Raw genomic sequence first — 18,690 nt, forward strand, 5'->3', positions numbered from 1 at the left:
GGCACGCGGCGTCCGGTGCGTCGCGAACCGGGCGCGACTTTCCGGGCACGACCCAGTAGTTAACAAACCACCGGATTGCCCACCCGAAAAGCGTGGGAAGGCTCACCCGGTACGTGCGCGACCGCACTCCCTGAGCGACAGGTTTCAGCCCACCCGAGTGAACGCGGACAGGAGCGGCCATGCCCGCAGCACGCCAGCCGTCGACTGACCAGCTACAAAGAACAGGCAAAACAAGCATTAGTAGACAATCCGCTCAATCTGTCCTGTCCGAACAGCCCTCAGGTGAGCCCATGATCGGTCGCATCCCAGTCCTGGACGTCAGTCCCCAAGTCGACTGCGGGAGGAGGCCCGCCAAAGCGGTCGTCGGCGAGACCTTCCAGGTCGCCGCCACGGTCTTCCGCGAAGGACACGACGCGGTCGCCGCCAACGTCGTGCTGCGAGACCCCAGCGGCCGCCCCGGCCCCTGGACCCCCATGCGGGAGCTGGCGCCCGGCACCGACCGCTGGGGCGCCGACATCACCCCGGACACGGAGGGCCGCTGGAGCTACGCCGTCGAGGCCTGGAGCGACCCGGTGGCCACCTGGCGCCACCAGGCCGGCATCAAGGTCCCCGCCGGCATCGACACCGCGCTCGTGCTGGCGGAGGGCGCCGAGCTGTACGAGCGGGCCGCGGCCGGCGTGCCCAAGGGCGACGGGCGCGAGGCCGTGCTCGCCGCCGTGGACGCCCTGCGCGACAATTCACGCTCGTCGGCCGCCCGGCTCGCCGCCGCTCTGGCCCCGGACGCCGCCGCCGCGCTCTCCCGCCACCCGTTGCGTGAACTGGTCACCATCTCCCGCCCGTTGTCGCTGCTGGTGGAGCGCAAGCGCGCCCTGTTCGGCTCCTGGTACGAGCTGTTCCCGCGCTCGGAGGGGGCCCAGGTCCCCGAGGACGGCCCGCCCGTCTCCGGCACCTTCCGCACCGCCGCCGAACGGCTGCCCGCCGTCGCCGCCATGGGCTTCGACGTGGTCTATCTGCCGCCGGTGCACCCCATCGGGACCACCTTTCGCAAAGGCCCCAACAACACCCTCTCCCCCGGCCCCCACGACGTCGGCGTCCCGTGGGCCATCGGCTCCGCGGGCGGCGGCCACGACGCGCTCCACCCCGACCTCGGCACCTTCGAGGACTTCGACCACTTCGTCGAGACGGCACGCGGTCTGCGCATGGAGATCGCCCTCGACTTCGCGCTCCAGTGCTCGCCCGACCACCCCTGGGTGACCGAGCACCCCGAGTGGTTCCACCACCGCGCCGACGGCTCGATCGCGTACGCCGAGAACCCGCCCAAGAAGTACCAGGACATCTACCCGATCGCGTTCGACCAGGACATGCGCGGACTCGTCCAGGAAACGCTCAGAGTGCTGCGCTTCTGGATGGAACACGGTGTACGGATCTTCCGCGTGGACAACCCTCACACCAAGCCCGTCGTCTTCTGGGAAAAGGTGATCGCGGACATCAACCGGACCGATCCGGACGTGATCTTCCTGGCCGAGGCGTTCACCCGGCCGGCGATGATGCACACCCTGGGGGCCATCGGCTTCCAGCAGTCGTACACCTACTTCACCTGGCGTACCGGCAAGCAGGAACTCACCGAGTACCTCACCGAGCTCTCCGGTGACGCCGCCTCGTACATGCGTCCCAATTTCTTCGTGAACACCCCCGACATCCTCCACGCCTACCTCCAGAACGGCGGCCGTCCGGCCTTCGAGGTGCGTGCGGTGCTCGCGGCGACGATGTCGCCCAGCTGGGGTGTGTACGCCGGCTACGAGCTCTGCGAGAACGTGCCGGTACGGGAGGGCAGCGAGGAGTACCTGCACTCGGAGAAGTACCAACTACGGCCACGGGACTGGGAGTCGGCCGAGCGCGAGGGCCGCTCCATCGCCCCTCTGATCACCAAGCTGAACCGGATCAGGCGCCGCCACGGCGCCCTCCAGCAGCTGCGGAACATCCACTTCCATCCCGTGGACAACGACGCGGTGATCGCCTACTCGAAGAAGTCCGGTCCGAACCCGGGCGACACCGAAAGCACTGTTCTCGTGATCGCCAACCTCGACCCCCACCACACCCAGGAGGCAACGGTCTCGTTGGACATGCCGCAACTCGGACTCGGCTGGCACGAGACCGTACCGGTGCGCGACGAGCTCACCGGCGAGACCTATCACTGGGGCAGATCCACCTATGTGCGCCTCGAGCCGGGCAGCACGCCCGCGCACATCGTCGTTCTGCGACCGTCCCCGCCGATCGGAGGGTCACCCACATCATGATCGTCAATGAGCCCGTCCACGACACGTTCGAGGACACTCCCGCCAAGGACCGCGATCCCGACTGGTTCAAGCGGGCCGTGTTCTACGAAGTCCTCGTGCGGTCCTTCCAGGACAGCAACGGCGACGGCATCGGCGACCTCAAGGGCATCACCGCCAAACTGGACTATCTGCAATGGCTGGGTGTCGACTGCCTCTGGCTGCCACCGTTCTTCAAATCCCCCTTGCGGGACGGCGGTTACGACGTCTCCGACTACACGTCGGTCCTCCCCGACTTCGGGGACCTCGCCGACTTCGTCGAGTTCGTGGACGCCGCCCATCAGCGCGGTATGCGGGTCATCATCGACTTCGTCATGAACCACACCAGCGACCAGCACGAGTGGTTCCAGGAGTCCCGCAACGATCCCGACGGCCCCTACGGCGACTACTACGTCTGGGCCGACGACGACAAGCAGTACCAGGACGCGCGGGTCATCTTCGTCGACACCGAGACGTCCAACTGGACCTTCGACCCGGTCCGCAAGCAGTACTACTGGCACCGCTTCTTCTCTCACCAGCCGGACCTCAACTACGAGAACCCGGCGGTGCAGGAGGAGATCATCTCGGCGCTGCGGTTCTGGCTCGACCTGGGGATCGACGGCTTCCGGCTGGACGCCGTGCCGTACCTGTACCAAGAGGAGGGCACCAACTGCGAGAACCTCCCCGCCACGCACACGTTCCTCAAGCGGGTGCGCAAGGAGATCGACGCGCACTACCCGGACACGGTGCTCCTGGCGGAGGCCAACCAGTGGCCGGAGGACGTCGTCGACTACTTCGGCGACTTCCCCGCGGGCGGCGACGAATGCCACATGGCGTTCCACTTCCCGGTGATGCCGCGGATCTTCATGGCGGTACGGCGCGAGTCCCGCTACCCGGTCTCGGAAATCCTGGCCAAGACGCCGGCGATCCCGCAGAACTGCCAGTGGGGCATCTTCCTGCGCAACCACGACGAGCTCACGCTCGAGATGGTCACGGACGAAGAGCGCGACTACATGTACGCCGAGTACGCCAAGGACCCGCGGATGCGGGCCAACATCGGCATCCGGCGACGCCTCGCGCCGCTCCTGGACAACGACCGCAACCAGATCGAGCTCTTCACCGCTCTGCTGCTGTCGCTGCCCGGCTCGCCGATCCTGTACTACGGCGACGAGATCGGGATGGGCGACAACATCTGGCTCGGCGACCGGGACGCGGTGCGCACGCCGATGCAGTGGACCCCCGACCGGAACGCGGGCTTCTCCTCCAGCGACCCCGGCCGGCTCTATCTGCCGACCATCATGGACCCCGTCTACGGCTACCAGGTGACCAACGTCGAGGCGTCGATGAGCAGCCCGTCCTCGCTGCTCCACTGGACCCGCCGGATGATCGAGATCCGCAAGCAGAATCCCGCCTTCGGACTCGGCGTCTACACCGAACTTCCCTCCTCGAACCCGGCGGTGCTCGCCTTCACCCGCGAGTACAAGGACGACCTGGTGCTGTGCGTGCACAACTTCTCGCGGTTCGCGCAGCCCACCGAGCTCGACCTGCGGCAGTTCGGCGGACGGCATCCGGTGGAGCTCATCGGCGGAGTGCGGTTCCCGGCCATCGGCCAGTGGCCGTATCTGCTCACTCTCGCCGGCCACGGCTTCTACTGGTTCAGGCTCAGGAAGGACGCGGCGGCAGCCTGATGCCCAGGTAATGAGAGGTACCTCCTGCGGGGCGGTTTCCCCCGTCCCGCACCGGGCACTCTCCCCTTCATCCCCGCGCGCCGCCGGACAGCCACTGCTGTAATCCGGGACACTCTGCGCACATGTGGTGTACCCGGGGAAAGGACGCGAAGCCATGTCGGAGGCTGCATCCACCCGGACTCAGATCGCTCTTCTCCCGTCCCTCGCCCCCCTTCTGCACGCCTGGCTGCCACGGCAGCGCTGGTTCGCCGGAAAGGGCCATCCGGTCACCGGGTTGTCGCTCGTCTCGGCGACCGAGCTGCTGCCCCTGGACGGCACGGGACCGGGGCTGCTGCATCTGCTGGTGGACGTGCAGCAGCCGGGCCTGCCGGCCGACGCGCCACAGGACTGCTACCAACTGCTCCTGGGCGTACGCGAGACCCTGCCCCCGCATCTCGCAGCCGCGCTGATCGGGCACCCGGCGGACGGCCCGCTGGCGGGCCGGACGGTCTACGAGGGGCTGCGCGACCGGCGCCTTGCCGAGATCGTCCTGGAACGACTGCGCCGGCCCGGACAGCTCGGGCCGCTGCGCTTCGCCCGGTTCGAGGGCGCGCCGACGATCCCCGGATCGCTGGTCGCCCGTCCGCTGGAGGCCGAGCAGTCCAACTCGTCGCTCGTGTACGGCGACGAGTACATCCTCAAGTTCTTCCGCCGGGTCCAGCCCGGTCCCAACCCGGACCTGGAACTGCCGCTGGCGCTCGCCCGCGCCGGGTGCGACCGGGTTCCGGCGCCCGTGGCCTGGTACGAGGCACGGCCCCACAGCGGTTCGACGCCGTACACCCTCGGTGTGCTCCAGCCCTTCCTGCGGGGTTCGCAGGACGGCTGGCAGCTGGCGCTCGACGCGTTGAACAAAGGTTCCTCCTTCACCGCGGAGGCCCGCTCGCTGGGCCGCGTCACCGCCGAGGTGCACACCGCGCTCGCGGACGAACTGCCCACCGTCATGCTGCGCCGTGCGCAGACGGAGCACCTGGCGGCCGCGATGAACCGGCGTCTGGAGGAGGCCGCGCAGGCGGTGCCGGCCCTGCTGCCGTACGTGCCCCGGCTGCGCACCGCCTTCGACGCACTGGCCGAACTCGGCCGGGACGGCCGCGCCTGGCGGGCCCAGCGGGTCCACGGCGACCTGCATCTCGGCCAGACCCTGTACGGCGGTTCGCGGACCGAGAACGAGTGGTCGGTCATCGACTTCGAGGGTGAGCCGGCCCGGCCGCTCGCCGAGCGCCGCAAACCCCAGCCCCCGGTGCGTGACATCGCCGGCATACTCCGCTCCTTCGACTACGCGGCGCGCACCCACCGCCCCTGGAACCCCGCCTGGGCCGAGCTCTGCCGGGCGGCGTACTGCGAGGGCTATGCCGAGGCCGCCGGCACCGACCCGCGCGCCGAGCCCGAACTGCTGCGGGCGTACGAGACGGACAAGGCCGTGTACGAGGCCGTCTACGAGGCCCGGCACCGCCCCGACTGGCTGCCGGTGCCCATGGCGGCGATCGACCGCCTGGCCGCCACCCCCTGACCCCATCACGCCCAAGGAGGCCGCCCCCGTGACCGCCCGACCCCCGTCCCGAAATTCCTCCGGATCCGAAGCGACCAAGAAGCCGGCCGCGGCCGGCACGGCCGACGCCCGCGCGAAGAAGGCCGCCACGTCACCGCCGAGGGCCGGCGGCAGTCACGGCGTGCGGGCGGCCCGGCCGCTCGCGGAGGGCGACAGGGAGCGGCTGCTGAGCGGCGGGCACCACGACCCGCACGGGCTGCTCGGCGCGCACCCGGTGCGGGGCGGCGTCGAACTGCGCGTCCTGCGCCCCTTCGCCAGGACTGTGACCGTGCTCGCCAAGGGTCTGCGGGCCGAGCTGCACGAGGACGGCGACGGCCTGTTCTCCGGCGTCCTGCCGCTGCGCGAGGCCCCCGAGTACCAGCTGCTCGTCTCCTACGACGGCGAGGGGGGCATGGGTTCGCACGAGGTCGAGGCCCACGACCCGTACCGCTTCCTGCCCTCGCTCGGTGATCTCGATCTGCATCTGATCGGCGAGGGCCGGCACGAGGAGCTGTGGCGGGCGCTCGGCGCGACGCCGATGACGCACGAGGGCGTCACCGGCACCCGGTTCACCGTGTGGGCCCCGAACGCCCGTGGTGTGCGGGTCGTCGGCGACTTCAACTACTGGGACGGCACCGGCTTCCCGATGCGCTCGCTCGGCTCGACGGGCGTGTGGGAGCTGTTCCTGCCGGGGGTGGGCGAGGGCGCTCTCTACAAGTTCCAGATCATGCGTCCCGACGGCTCGCACACCATGCGGGCCGACCCGATGGCCCGGCGCGCCGAGGTGCCTCCCGCCACCGCCTCGATCGTGACCGAGTCCCACCATGTGTGGCGGGACGAGGACTGGATGGCCCGCCGTGCGGACCGCCCGGTGCACGAGGCGCCGTTCTCGGTCTACGAGGTGCATCTGCCCTCGTGGCGTCCCGGCCTGACGTACCGGCAGTTGGCGCTCCAGCTCCCCGCCTATGTGAAGGACCTCGGGTTCACCCATGTCGAGCTGATGCCGGTGGCGGAGCATCCGTTCGGCGGCTCCTGGGGCTACCAGGTCACCGGCTTCTACGCCCCGACCTCTCGGATGGGCACCCCGGACGACTTCCGCTATCTCATCGACGCCCTGCACCGGGCGGGCATCGGTGTGCTGATGGACTGGGTGCCGGCGCACTTCCCGCGCGACGACTGGGCACTCGCCGAGTTCGACGGCCGCCCGCTGTACGAGCACGAGGACCCGGCCCGTGCCGCGCATCCCGACTGGGGCACCCTCGAGTTCGACTACGGCCGCAAGGAGGTCCGCAACTTCCTGGTCTCCAACGCCGTGTACTGGTGCGAGGAGTTCCACATCGACGGGCTGCGGGTGGACGCCGTCGCCTCGATGCTCTACCTCGACTACTCCCGCGAGCACGGCGAGTGGTCGCCCAACGAACACGGGGGGCGGGAGAACCTGGACGCGGTCGCCTTCCTCCAGGAGATGAACGCCACCGTCTACCGGCGCTGCCCCGGCGTCGTCACGGTCGCGGAGGAGTCCACGGCCTGGGACGGCGTCACCCGGGCGACCCACCATGTGGGCCCGGGCGGCTTCGGCGGGCTCGGCTTCGGCCTGAAGTGGAACATGGGCTGGATGCACGACTCGCTCGACTACGTCTCGCACGAGCCGGTGCACCGCAAGTTCCACCACCACGAGATGACGTTCTCGATGGTGTACGCCTACAGCGAGAACTATGTGCTGCCGATCTCGCACGACGAGGTCGTGCACGGCAAGCAGTCACTGGTGAGCAAGATGCCCGGCGACTGGTGGCAGCAGCGGGCCAACCACCGCGCCTATCTGGGCTTCATGTGGGCCCACCCGGGCAAGCAGCTTCTGTTCATGGGGCAGGAGTTCGCGCAGGGGGCGGAGTGGTCCGAGAGCCACGGTCCGGACTGGTGGCTGCTGGACCCGTCGTACGCGGCCGAGGCCGACCACCACGGGGTACGGAAGCTGGTCCGCGATCTGAACGGCGTGTACGGCGCGACGCCCGCTCTGTGGCAGCGCGACACCGACCCCGAGGGCTTCTCCTGGGTGGACGGTGACGCGGCCGAGGACAACGTCTTCGCGTTCCTGCGCTTCGACACCTCGGGCGCCCCGCTGCTCGCGATCAGCCACTTCTCCCCGGTCGTCCGCCACGAGTACCGCCTCGGGGTGCCGGATTCGGTGCCCGCCTGGACGGAGGTCCTGAACACGGACGCGGCGCAGTACGGGGGCTCGGACATCCTCAACCCCGATCCGCTGAAGCCGGAGTCGACGCCGTCGCACGGCCGTCCCTCCAGCCTCCTGCTCACGCTGCCGCCGCTCGCGACGGTGTGGCTGCGGCCCGCCGAAGACGTGTAGGACGGAGCGAGGGGGCGGCCGGGCGCATTCCGCGCCCGGCCGCCCCCTTCTCACGCCGTCCCCCCGCCGCTCAGCTCGCGGGCGTGAGCGCCTGCGGCAACTCGCCCCGGTGGACGATCCCGAGCCGCTGGGTGGCGCGGGTCATCGCCACATACAGATCGCTCTCGCCGAAGAGCCGGGGCTCGACCACGATCACCGAGTCGAACTCCAGGCCCTTGGCCTCGCGCGGGTCGAGCAGCACGACGGACCGGGTGAGGTCGACCGGGCCGCTGCCGATCGCGGACAGTTCGCCGTGCAGTTCACGTGGGGCGATGACCGCGAGCCGGCCCTCCTTCGGCGTCTCCCGGGCCACGGCGGCGAGGACCGTGGGCCCGAGGTCTTCCTCGGCCGCCGACTCGGTCCACGGGCCCTCGCCCGTCGAGCGCACCGAACGCGGCGGTTCGAAGTCGGGGTACGTCTGACGGCGCACCCGCGCGGCGAGCTCCATGATCTCGGCAGGCGTACGGTAGTTGACCCCGAGCCGGGTGTGCTGCCACCGGTCCCCGACGTACGGCCCAAGGATCTTCTCCCACGAGCCGAGGCCCGCCACGTCGCCGGTCTGGGCCGGGTCGCCGACCAGGGTCATCGACCGGGTGGGACAGCGGCGCATCAGCAGCCGCCAGGCCATCGCGGAGAGCTCCTGCGCCTCGTCCACGATGATGTGCCCGAAGGCCCACGTGCGGTCGGCGGCGGCACGGGCGGCGGCGCTGCGGTGGTCCGTCTCCTCCTGGCGTTCGGCCAGCTCCTCCGCGCCGATGACGTCGTGCGCGGCCAGCACCTCGGACTCCTCGTCCTCGAACTCGTAGGTCCGGGAACCCTGGGAGAGCTCCAGCACCCCCTGCGCGTAGGCGACCCGCCGCATCCGGTCGGCCTCGGCCTTCGCGCGCTCGGCGCTGTCGTCGACGCCGAGCAGTTCGGCTGCCTCGTCCAGCAGCGGCACATCGGCGGGCGTCCAGGGGCCGGCCGCGCGCCGGATCAGATCGGCGTCCTCGTCCGGGAGCTGCTCCTCGGGGCGGGCGAGGAGGTCCGCGACGAGCTGCTCCGCGGTGAGGACCGGCCACAGCTCGTCGATCGCGGCATGCACCTCGACGCTGGCGGCGATCTCCTTGGCGAGCTGCGCGACGTCGTCGGGCCCGAGGAGGTTGGGGCCGCCGAACGGGTCCGCGCCGAGCCTGTCCACCAGCTGGTCGGTCAGCAGGTCGATGATCCGGAAGGCGAAGTAGGGCCGGGCGGGATTGTGCGGCAGCCGGGCGGCACGGGCGCGGTCGCGCGCCGCGTAGGCCATCTCCCGGTCGAGCCGCAGGACGCCGTACTCCTCGTGGTCGATCTCCAGCGCCGGCCCGGGCAGGGTGCCCTCGTCCTCGTGGTCGACGTCCGGCACCGTCTCGGGGAGCGACTGCCGCTCGCGTACGGCGCGGGCGAGCACATCGGCCATCTCCGCGCGGCCCTTCACCTCCGCTGCCGCGGCGGTGTCCGTGCCGGTGGCGTGCACCCCGGGGTACAGCTCGGCCATGGTCGACAGCAGCACGCCGGTCTCGCCGAGCGAGGGCAGCACTTCGCCGATGTAGCCGAGGAACGCCGGGTTCGGCCCGACGATCAGCACGGCGCGGCGGGCGAGCTGCTCGCGGTGGGCGTAGAGGAGATAGGCGGCGCGGTGCAGCGCGACGGCGGTCTTGCCGGTGCCAGGCCCGCCCTCCACGACGAGAACGCCGTGCCGCGGGGCCCGGATGATGCGGTCCTGTTCGGCCTGGATGGTCTGCACGATGTCGGCCATCCGCCCGGTGCGGGCCGCGCCGAGCGCCGCGAGCAGGACGGCGTCGCCGTCGGGGTCCTCGTAGCCGGTTCGGGTGGCGTCGGCGAGGTCGAGGATCTCGTCGTGCAGCGCGGTGACGGTCCGCGCCTCGGTGGTGATGTGCCGGCGGCGGCGGAGCCCCATCGGTTCATGGCCGGTCGCGAGGTAAAAGGGACGGGCGACCGGGGCACGCCAGTCCACGAGCATCGGTGTGTGTTCCGTGTCGTCCCGCCGGATTCCGATACGGCCGATGTGATGGCTGCTGCCGTCCTGAAGATCGAGACGGCCGAAACAGAGCCCGGCGTCCACCGCATTCAGGGCGGCGAGCCGTGCGGAATGCTCGGCAACACTGACATCGCGCTCCAGCTTTGCCTGGAGACCCGTACTGACCTGCCCGATCGTGGACCGGACAGCGGCTTCGGCCTCGTCGCGGAGCACATCGAGGCGCTCGTAGAGCAGAGAGACGAATTGCTGCTCATTCTGCATTTCCTCGGTTGACAATTCCGCTCCCGACGCGATATGATGTCGCTACTTGAGTGCCTGCATCGGTTTATCAAACCGAGCATGCAAACACTCAATATACGCAGCGAAACACCCCGGCCGTCAATTCGGTACCGGGGTATTTTTGTGCGCCGTGCGCTGTTCCGCCCGACGGCCGCCGCCTGAAGGCCTCAGGCGCCGGGCCGGATCACATCCTCCAGCTCTTGGAGGAGCCGGCGCTTGGGGCGGGCGCCCACCATCGACTTCACCGGCTCCCCCGCGCGGAACACCATCAGTGTGGGCATCGACAGCACGGCGTACCGGGCAGTGATCTCCGGATTGGCGTCGACGTCGAGCTGCACCACCTTGAGCCGGCCCGCCTCCTCCTCCGCCGTCGCGCTGAGCACCGGCGCGAGCTGCCGGCACGGCCCGCACCAGTCCGCCGTGAACTCCACCAGCACCGGGAGATCCGCCCCCAGGACCTCGGCGTCGAAGTCCGCGTCGGTCACTTCCGCGACACCCTCTGCCCGCATCATGCGTGTCCTCCGAATTCGCATCGTGGTTCCGGACCCTCCGCGAAGTCCGCCTCGGCCTTCGCGAGTTGTGCGCCCACCTGGGCGCGTACCGACTGGAGTTGCCCGATGAGCGTGTCCAGTTCACCGAGCTTGGCCCGGTAGACGGCGAGCGAGGCGGGGCAGGAGTCGCCCGCCGGATGCCCGGCCCGCAGGCACTCAACGAACGGCCGGGTCTCCTCCAGCTCGAACCCGAAGTCCTGGAGGGTCCTGATCTGCTGGACGAGCGGCAGGTCGCCCTCGTCGTACGTGCGGTAGCCGTTCCGCGCGCGCCGCGCGGGCAGCAGCCCCCGCGTCTCGTAGTAGCGCAGGGTCCGTGTGGTGGTCCCGGCCCGCTCCGCCAGCTCGCCGATTCGCATGTCCTCGACGGTAATCCTTGACGTCGGGGTGAAGGAAAGCCCGCGGGGGGCCGACCGCGAGCGGCTCCACGCCCTTCGGCGCGGACCGGGATCCTTTGGTCGGCCGCTCATGGACCGAAGACGGATGCCGCTCACGCACCCGGCCTTCCTAGCGTGACGGCATGACCGTCGAAACCGATGCGCCGCCCCCGCGGCGGGGCGCCGTGCGACCTCAGGAGCGGGCGCTCGCGCCCGATCTCGCGCGCGGCATCATGCTTCTGCTGATCGCCGCGTCCAACACGGGCTTCCATCTGTGGGCCGCCCGCCGCGGCCCCTCGGGCTGGCAGCCCGTGGACGGCTCGTGGCTCGACCGGGCCGTCCAGTTCACGATGATCACCGTGCTCGATCTGCGGGTGTACCCCCTCTTCGCCTTCCTCTTCGGGTACGGCATGACGCAGCTCTATCTGCGCCAACGGGCCGCGGGGAGTTCGGAGAAGGAAGCGGTCGGGATTCTGCGCCGGCGCAGTCTGTGGCTGATCGTCATCGGACTGGCGCACGCGACCCTGCTGATGGCCGGCGACATCCTGGGCTTCTACGGGCTGGTGAGCCTCGTCCTCGGATGGCTCGTGCTGCGGCGCAGCGACCGTGCGCTGGGGTGGTGGATCGGCATCGCGACGGCGCAGCTCGTCCTGCTGACCGTCGGACCGGTCCTGCCCGCCCTGTTCCAGGGCGAGTTGGGCTCGTACGGGGACTCCTCGGCGGAGCCGGGCCACGAGGCGTACGCGGCCGGTGAGGAGAGCTGGCTCGCCGCCGCCGGCACCCGGCTGACCACCGGGCTGTTCGTCACCTTCGCCGCCGCGCCGCTCTCGCTGCTCGGCGGCGCCCACGTCATCTTCCTGCTCGGCTTCTGGGCCGCGCGCCGCCGTGTCCTGGAGGACGCGGGCCGTCACCTTCCGCTGCTGCGCCGGACCTCCGTCATCGGCATCACGGTCGGCTGGCTCGGCGGACTGCCCGCCGCGCTCGCCCACATCGGCGTCCTGCGGGTGCCCGACGCGGCCCAGAGCGAGTCGGGGGCGCTCACCCTGCTCCGGGACGTCACCGGCAACGCGGCCGGGCTCGGCGGTGTCGCCGCCGTGGCCCTGTTCGCCCACTGGTGGACCGGGCGCCCTGAACGGCGGGGTGCGCGGGCCGTGACCGCGGTGGCCGCCGTCGGCAAGCGGTCCCTGTCCTGCTATCTGGCGCACTCGCTGGTCTTCGCACCGGTACTCGCGGCCTGGGGGCTCGGCCTCGGTGAGCATCTGACCAGCGCCACCATGCTCCTGTTCGCGACCGGCGTCTGGCTGCTGACGGTGGCCGGGGCGTACGCCCTGGAACGCGCCGGCCGCCGCGGCCCCGCCGAGGCGGTGCTGCGGCGGCTGATGTACGGCGGCGACGGCCGACGGCGACGGGAAGCGCGCCATCGCCCCCATCCGGTCAGGACGGGGACCGCACCGCCTCCACCGTGCTCGCCCAGTCGTCCGAGCCGTGCCCCCGAGCGATCGCCCGGTCCGCCACCGCCTTGACCGACTCCAACTGGGAGACGTCGAGCCCCCGCGCCCGCGCCGCGTGCAGGATGTGGCTCACACCCGCCGCCATCATGCCGAGGCCCGCCTCCTGGCCCGGGTAGCTGCCCGCGTCGATGTTCTCGGCCGTGTACTGGGCGATGGGCGGCAGAATCCCGACGATGGCGTCGAGATACGGGCGATGTCCGCCGCCTTGACGCCGTCGGCGGTGGCCAGCGCGTAGGCGTGCACCAGACCGGAGATGCTGCCGTAGAAGAAGTCGAGCAGCGCCAGGTCGTACAGGGCGGCGAGCCCGGGGTCCGTACCGACGAAGGCGGCCCGGCCGCCGAGGGTCTTCAGCGTGGACTCGTGCCGCTCGTACGACTCCTGGCAGCCCGCGTAGAAGAACAGCGCGTCGGGTGAGCCGACGAGCGGGGTGGGCACCATCACGGCGCCGTCGAGGTAGTCGATGCCGTGCGAGGCCGCCCAGGCCGCGGCCCGGCGGGAGTGCTCCGGGATGTCGGAGGTGACATTGAGCAGCACCCGGCCGCGCAGGGCCTCACCGAGCGGTTCGAGGATCGCGTCCGAGGCGTCGTGGTCGACGACGCAGACGATGATCAACTCGCCGGCGCGGACGGCCTCCTCGGCGCTCGCGGCCTCGACGGCGCCGCGGGCGACGAGGTCGTCACCCTTGCCCGGGGAGCGGTTCCAGACGGTGGTGGTCAGGCCCGCGTCGAGAAGGGCGCCGGCGAGTGCGCGGCCCATGGCGCCGAGGCCGATGACGGTGACAGAGGTGGGGGAGTTCTGCGGGGTGGACATGGACACCATGCTTCTTCGCCACGACCCCCCCCCCACAAGTACCGACTCTCAAGTGGGATACTCACCAAAAGGTCAGCATCCAGGTCAGGGCGGTGCTCGGTGCGGTACTGCCCGCGGTGCTCACAGCGGGAACCGCTCGCGGTGCTCACGACGGGGGCAGCAGCGGCTTCCGCTCCAGCGGCGAGGTGAGCACGATCGACGTCGTCGTCCGCCCCAGCGCCGACACCACTTCCAGCACCTCTTCGAGGTGGACCGTGTCCGTCACCGCGACCTTGAGGATCCAGCAGTCCTCGCCCACCACATGGTGTGCCTCGGTCACCTCGGGGCGCTCGATCAGCTCGCGCGTCCGCGGGTGCCGCAATGTGTAGCCGCCGTGCGGATCGACGCGGATAAAGGCCTGGATGCCGTGTCCGAGCCGGGCCGGGGAGACATGCGCGCCGTATCCGGTGATGGCGCCGCAGTCCTCCAGCCGGCGGACCCGTTCCGCGACGGCCGCGGGGCTCAGCCGTACCCGGCGACCCAGTTCGCTGAGTCTGATGCGGCCGTCCGTCTGGAGGAGCTCCAGAATCTGCCGGTCTATACGGTCGAAACGACTGAAACCAGCCACCGACGTTTCGACGGCGGCAGGACGCGAATACCGAGGTTCTTTCGGCGAAGAGGCCGGATCTCCCATGACTCCCCCTTCAGGCTGCGGCCCGACAACGTAACACTTGCCCTATAGCGAGAGGGAGTTGAGGAATGCGCGAGATATGTGTCATCGGGGGAAACCGCTATGTCGGCAAGCGGTTGATCGCCCGGCTGCTGGAATCCGGGGACCGGGTCACGGTCATCAACCGCGGTTCGTCCGCGCCGCCCGCCGGAGTGCGGCATCTGGTCGCGGACCGGGACGACGAGGATTCCCTGCGGGCCGCGATCGGTTCACGTTCCTTCGACGCGGTCGTCGACCAGGTCTGTTACACACCGCGCCAGGCGGAGATCGCGGTGCGGGTGTTCTCGGGGCGGACCGGCCGCTATGTGATGACGTCCACCGTCGAGGTCTACGAGTACGAGCATTCGGCCGAGGCGGTGCGCGAGGAGGCGGTCGACCCGCTGACGGTGCTTGTCGACACGGCGCTGCCGTGGGACGACCCCACCTTCCGGGATGAGCACTACGGCGAGGGAAAGCGGCAGGCGGAGGCGGTGTTCGCGGTCGCGACCGGCTTCCCGTCCGTGTCGGTGCGCGTCGCTCATGTCCTCGGCGGGCACGACGACTTCACCGGACGCGTGGACCACTATGCCGAACGCATCAGGGCCGGTGAGCCGATCGCCGTTCCCGAGACGAACCAGCCCGCCACTTATGTGTACGTGGAGGAGATCGCGGACTTTCTCGCCTGGACGGCGGGGCAGGAATTCACCGGACCGGTGAATGCGCACGCGGACGGCCCGCTGACGACGGAGGACATCTGCGCCGCGATCGAGCGGGAGACCGGCGGCAGGGTGGAATTCGCCCCGGTGCGCGTGGGTGAGACCTCGCCGTTCTCCTTTGCCCGCGCCTACGCCATGGACAACTCACGTGCCGCCGGCCTCGGATACTCCTTCCGGCATTCGTCGACGTGGCTTCAGCAGGCCGTGTCCGAGACCCTCGCGGCACACCAGGAGGTGCGGTGATGCGGTACCGCACACTCGGCGGACTGCGGGTGGGCGCCGTCGGACTGGGCGCGATGCCGCTGTCCATCGAGGGACGCCCCGACGAACGGCAGGCCGTCGCCACCCTGCACGCCGCGCTGGACGCGGGCGTGACGCTCATCGACACAGCGGACTCCTACTACCCGCCGGGCGGCGAACCGGGGCCGGGCGAACTGCTGGTCTCCCGGGCGCTCGCCTCGTACGGAGGGAACACCGACGCGGTGCTCGTCGCCACCAAGGGCGGACGCGGCAGGACGGACGAAGGCGGCTGGACGGTGGACGCGGCACCGGAGCGCCTCAAGCGGACGGCTCATGCCTCACTGGCTCGCATCGGCGGTGCGGCGATCGGCCTCTACCAGCTGCACAAGCCCGATCCGGACGTCCCGTTCGCCGAGTCGGTGGGCGGGCTACGGGAGCTGCTGGACGAGGGCACGATCCGGTTCGCCGGGATCTCCAACGTGGACACGGACCAGATCAGGCTGGCGGGGGAGATGCTCGGCGACCGGCTCGTCTCCGTGCAGAACCGGTTCTCACCCGCGGTGCGCGAGGGGGAGGCCGAGCTGCGGCTCTGTGCGGAGCTGGGGCTGGCGTATCTGCCGTGGAGCCCGCTCGGGGGGATCTCGCGCAGTGCACTGGACGGTCCGGCGGGCGGGCCGCGGGCCGGGGGCCCGTACGCGGCCTTCCACCGAGTGGCGCGGGCGCACGGGGTGAGCCCTCACCAGGTGGCGCTGGCCTGGCTGTTGGCGCAGTCACCGACCGTGATTCCGATCCCGGGGGCAAGCCGCCCGGAGAGCATTCGCGACTCGGCGGCGGCGGCAGACCTCGTGCTGAGTACGGAGGAAGTGGCCGCCCTGGACGCGAGCGGCGCGCACGCAACGGCCGGACAGGGCGCGAGCGACGCCGGACAGGACACCGCCGGGTCCCGCGCGGCCGCCGGACGGGGCGCCATGCCCGCGTGACGAACCCCGGGACGGACGGCGGCGTCCACGCCGCTCGGCCGACCGGGGCGCCTGCGCCGCCGCCTACGCCGATCCGATCGGTGCTGTGTGCCCGGGACGCCGCCGGCGTGCCCGGCGCGGTGCCCCGGTCGGGCCGGAGCCGAAGTACCACAGCGAAGCGATGTTCCGGCCGCGCCGGCCGGCGTGCGGATGGTGCACCACGGCGCGGGACCGGAATGACGAAACGCCGTGCCGGCGCGATGTCGCGCTGATGTGCATCACACGCGGCAGGCCCCGGCGAACCCGGCGGAGCGGAGCTCCGGATCCTTCGGACAGCCGCTGCGGCTCCGCGCTCCATACCGCGACAAGGTCCTGGAGGCGCACAACGAACGCCACCTCGACGCACTGGAGCACTGTGCCGCCGCCGGACTCCGGGAGCGCGAAGGCCATCCGCACATGCGCATGCTGAAGCGACTGCCGCCCGGCTGGATGAAGGCCGCCGGCGACCGGGAGGACGTGCTGCGCGGGGTTTCGCCGGTGCGGGACATGCTCAGGGCCGGCGCCTCCGCCGACCGCCCGTCCCCGGCCGTCCCCGGCCGTCGCGTCGGGGCCGGGGCGGCTCGCGCGGCCCGCAGGGGACAGCTACGCCCGGCCGCCGTACCGACCTGCGTCCGCACGGAGCCGACTCGGCCTACCGAGGCGCGACCGAGGGCGCGGCCGCCCGCCGGACGCACCGATTCCGGCGCCGTCTCCCCGGCCCGGGCACCCGACCAGCCACATCGTCCAACTGCCCTGTCTCTTCAGGAAGTCGACGATGCCGAGCCATTGACGCCTCCACCGGCTCCAACTACAAAACTAGCTGAGAGCGCTCTCACACACCCTTGGCACCATCCACCCGGAGGTGTTCCGTGAGTACGAGCCGCATCAGACGCACCCCCCTGCTCACCGTCGTCGTGGCCCTCGTCGTCGCGCTCGCCGGCTTCATCGGCGTCACCGGCGCCGGGCAGGCGCGCGGTGACGTTCCCCCCACGCCCGGCTGGAATCTCCAGTGGAGCGACGACTTCAACGGCGCCGACCGCACCCTGCCCTCGTCCGCCAACTGGCAGATCGACCTCGGGCACGGCTATCCCGGCGGCCCCGGAAACTGGGGCACCGGCGAGATCCAGAACTACACCGCCAACCCGGACAACCTCAGCCTCGACGGCAGCGGAAATCTGCGGATCACCCCGCTCCGGGACGGCGCCGGCAACTGGACGTCCGGCCGCATCGAGACGCGGCGCACCGACTTCAAGGCCCCGCCAGGCGGCACCCTGCGCATCGAGGGCCGTATCCAGATGCCGAACGTCACGGGCCAGGCCGCGCTCGGCTACTGGCCCGCCTTCTGGGCGCTCGGCGCCCCGTACCGCGGCAACTACTGGAACTGGCCGGCCATCGGCGAATTCGACATCATGGAGAACGTCAACGGCATCAACTCGGTGTGGGCCGTGCTCCACTGCGGTGTGAACCCGGGTGGCCCCTGCAACGAGACCAACGGCATCGGCGCCAGCCGCGCCTGCCCCGGAGCCTCCTGCCAGTCGGCCTTCCACACCTACCGCTTCGAGTGGGACCGGTCCGTCTCCCCCAACCAGCTGCGCTGGTACGTGGACGGCCAGCTCTTCCACAGCATCGGCCAGGACCGTTTCGACGCCGGCACCTGGGCCAACATGACCGACCACGCCGGGTACTTCATCCTGCTCAACGTCGCCATGGGCGGTGCCTTCCCCAACGGTGTGGCCGGCACCGGGACCCCGACGGCCGCCACCGTTCCGGGCCGCCCCATGCTCGTCGACTACGTCGCGGTCTGGACCCGCGGCGGCGGCAGCACTCCCCCGCCCACCACTCCACCGCCCACCGGCTCCTCCCAGTTGTATCTGCGGACGGGAGGCGGCGCGGGCGACGCCACCGCGTCTGCCGGCTCGGTGAGCGTCTCCTCGGCGGGCGGCGCCAACTACGACGGCACCCCGCACAACCCCCAGGTCTTCACCTCGTCCGGCATCACCGGCAGATACAACGGCGGGGCCACCCGGTTCGATCTGTTCGCCGACTCCGGCACGACGGTCGGCAACGGACAGCAGGTCAGGATCAGTTACGACCGGACGGGCGACGGCAGCTGGGACCGGACGGAGACGTACCACTACTTCGCCACCGACCCCGTGCCGGGCTACGAGCACTACACCCAGGCGAAGGGCCTCACATCGGCGACCGGCGCACTGGGCGATCTGAGCAACGGACGGGTCCGCGTCGAGGTCTGGAACGCCATCGGCAACGGCGCGAGCACGGTGGGCGTCGGCAACCAGTCCGTCGTCCGCATCCCGTTCGACTGAACCGATCCACCGTCCGCCCGACCGAACCCCAGCGACTGTCCGCTCGACTGAACCGGTCGGCCGAAAGGGTCGACCGCACCGGCCGACCGACCGATCGACCGATCGACCGCACCGGTCGCGGGAGCGGCAGCCCCGCGCGAGCGCGGAAACGCCGGTTCCCCGGGCGCCCTCAGGGGCCCGGGGAACCGGCGGTACGCCGCCAGGTGGCATCACGGGG

Annotated in this window: 12 protein-coding genes and 1 pseudogene; 8 read left to right on the forward strand and 5 right to left on the reverse strand. The window is 70.8% G+C overall.

Going from position 1 to position 18,690, the window contains the following annotated elements:
- The first annotated feature begins 290 nt into the window (after positions 1-290).
- From ABTX78_RS14245 to glgB, 4 genes are all read left to right on the forward strand, one after another.
- A complete protein-coding gene (locus ABTX78_RS14245; RefSeq protein WP_352207088.1) occupies positions 291-2,297 on the forward strand; it encodes an alpha-1,4-glucan--maltose-1-phosphate maltosyltransferase in 2,007 nt (668 codons plus the stop codon).
- A complete protein-coding gene (gene treS, locus ABTX78_RS14250) occupies positions 2,294-4,000 on the forward strand; it encodes a maltose alpha-D-glucosyltransferase (RefSeq protein WP_352207089.1) in 1,707 nt (568 codons plus the stop codon). Before ABTX78_RS14245 ends, treS begins: the two co-directional genes overlap by 4 nt.
- A gap of 154 nt (positions 4,001-4,154) precedes the next feature.
- A complete protein-coding gene (locus ABTX78_RS14255; protein WP_352207090.1) occupies positions 4,155-5,546 on the forward strand; it encodes a maltokinase N-terminal cap-like domain-containing protein in 1,392 nt (463 codons plus the stop codon).
- Positions 5,547-5,574: 28 nt separating this feature from the next.
- On the forward strand, positions 5,575-7,926 hold the full coding sequence (glgB, locus tag ABTX78_RS14260; protein ID WP_352207091.1) for a 1,4-alpha-glucan branching enzyme: 2,352 nt from the start codon (positions 5,575-5,577) through the stop codon (positions 7,924-7,926).
- Between the two features lie 70 nt (positions 7,927-7,996).
- On the opposite strand, the gene ABTX78_RS14265 is transcribed toward glgB, so the two are convergent.
- From ABTX78_RS14265 to ABTX78_RS14280, 3 genes are all read right to left on the reverse strand, one after another.
- Entirely contained in the window at positions 7,997-10,243 is a 2,247-nt protein-coding gene (locus ABTX78_RS14265; protein ID WP_502993868.1) for a HelD family protein, read from the reverse strand.
- A gap of 185 nt (positions 10,244-10,428) precedes the next feature.
- Positions 10,429-10,773, reverse strand: coding sequence for a thioredoxin (gene trxA, locus ABTX78_RS14275; protein ID WP_352207094.1), 345 nt, complete (start codon positions 10,771-10,773; stop codon positions 10,429-10,431).
- Positions 10,770-11,168: a MerR family transcriptional regulator gene (locus ABTX78_RS14280; protein ID WP_352207095.1), complete on the reverse strand. Its 399-nt coding sequence runs from the start codon at positions 11,166-11,168 to the stop codon at positions 10,770-10,772. Before ABTX78_RS14280 ends, trxA begins: the two co-directional genes overlap by 4 nt.
- A gap of 161 nt (positions 11,169-11,329) precedes the next feature.
- Between ABTX78_RS14280 and ABTX78_RS14285 the strand changes: the two genes are divergently transcribed.
- Positions 11,330-12,709, forward strand: a complete 1,380-nt coding sequence (locus ABTX78_RS14285) for a DUF418 domain-containing protein (protein ID WP_352207096.1) — start codon at positions 11,330-11,332, stop codon at positions 12,707-12,709.
- On the opposite strand, the pseudogene ABTX78_RS14290 reads toward ABTX78_RS14285, so the two are convergent.
- Together ABTX78_RS14290 and ABTX78_RS14295 are read right to left on the reverse strand one after the other, a co-directional pair.
- Positions 12,621-13,507, reverse strand: a pseudogene (locus tag ABTX78_RS14290) (NAD(P)-dependent oxidoreductase). The gene ABTX78_RS14285 and the pseudogene ABTX78_RS14290 overlap by 89 nt on opposite strands.
- Before the next feature lie 145 nt (positions 13,508-13,652).
- Complete coding sequence (locus tag ABTX78_RS14295; protein ID WP_352207097.1) at positions 13,653-14,180, reverse strand: Lrp/AsnC family transcriptional regulator; 528 nt, start codon at positions 14,178-14,180, stop codon at positions 13,653-13,655.
- A 65-nt stretch (positions 14,181-14,245) separates the two neighbouring features.
- On the opposite strand from ABTX78_RS14295, the gene ABTX78_RS14300 reads away from it, so the two are divergent.
- The 3 genes from ABTX78_RS14300 to ABTX78_RS14310 all read left to right on the forward strand — a co-directional run bounded on the left by ABTX78_RS14300 (position 14,246) and on the right by ABTX78_RS14310 (position 18,473).
- Positions 14,246-15,154, forward strand: a complete 909-nt coding sequence (locus ABTX78_RS14300; protein WP_352207098.1) for an NAD-dependent epimerase/dehydratase family protein — start codon at positions 14,246-14,248, stop codon at positions 15,152-15,154.
- On the forward strand, positions 15,154-16,131 hold the full coding sequence (locus ABTX78_RS14305) for an aldo/keto reductase (protein WP_352207099.1): 978 nt from the start codon (positions 15,154-15,156) through the stop codon (positions 16,129-16,131). Before ABTX78_RS14300 ends, ABTX78_RS14305 begins: the two co-directional genes overlap by 1 nt.
- 887 nt (positions 16,132-17,018) lie before the next feature.
- Positions 17,019-18,473 carry a glycoside hydrolase family 16 protein gene (locus ABTX78_RS14310; protein ID WP_352207100.1) on the forward strand — a complete coding sequence of 485 codons (1,455 nt, stop codon included), beginning with the start codon at positions 17,019-17,021 and terminating at the stop codon, positions 18,471-18,473.
- Positions 18,474-18,690: the final 217 nt, after the last annotated feature.

Origin of the sequence: Streptomyces sp. NPDC096193 (assembly GCF_040302905.1) — a bacterium.
Classification (GTDB): Bacteria; Actinomycetota; Actinomycetes; order Streptomycetales; family Streptomycetaceae; genus Streptomyces.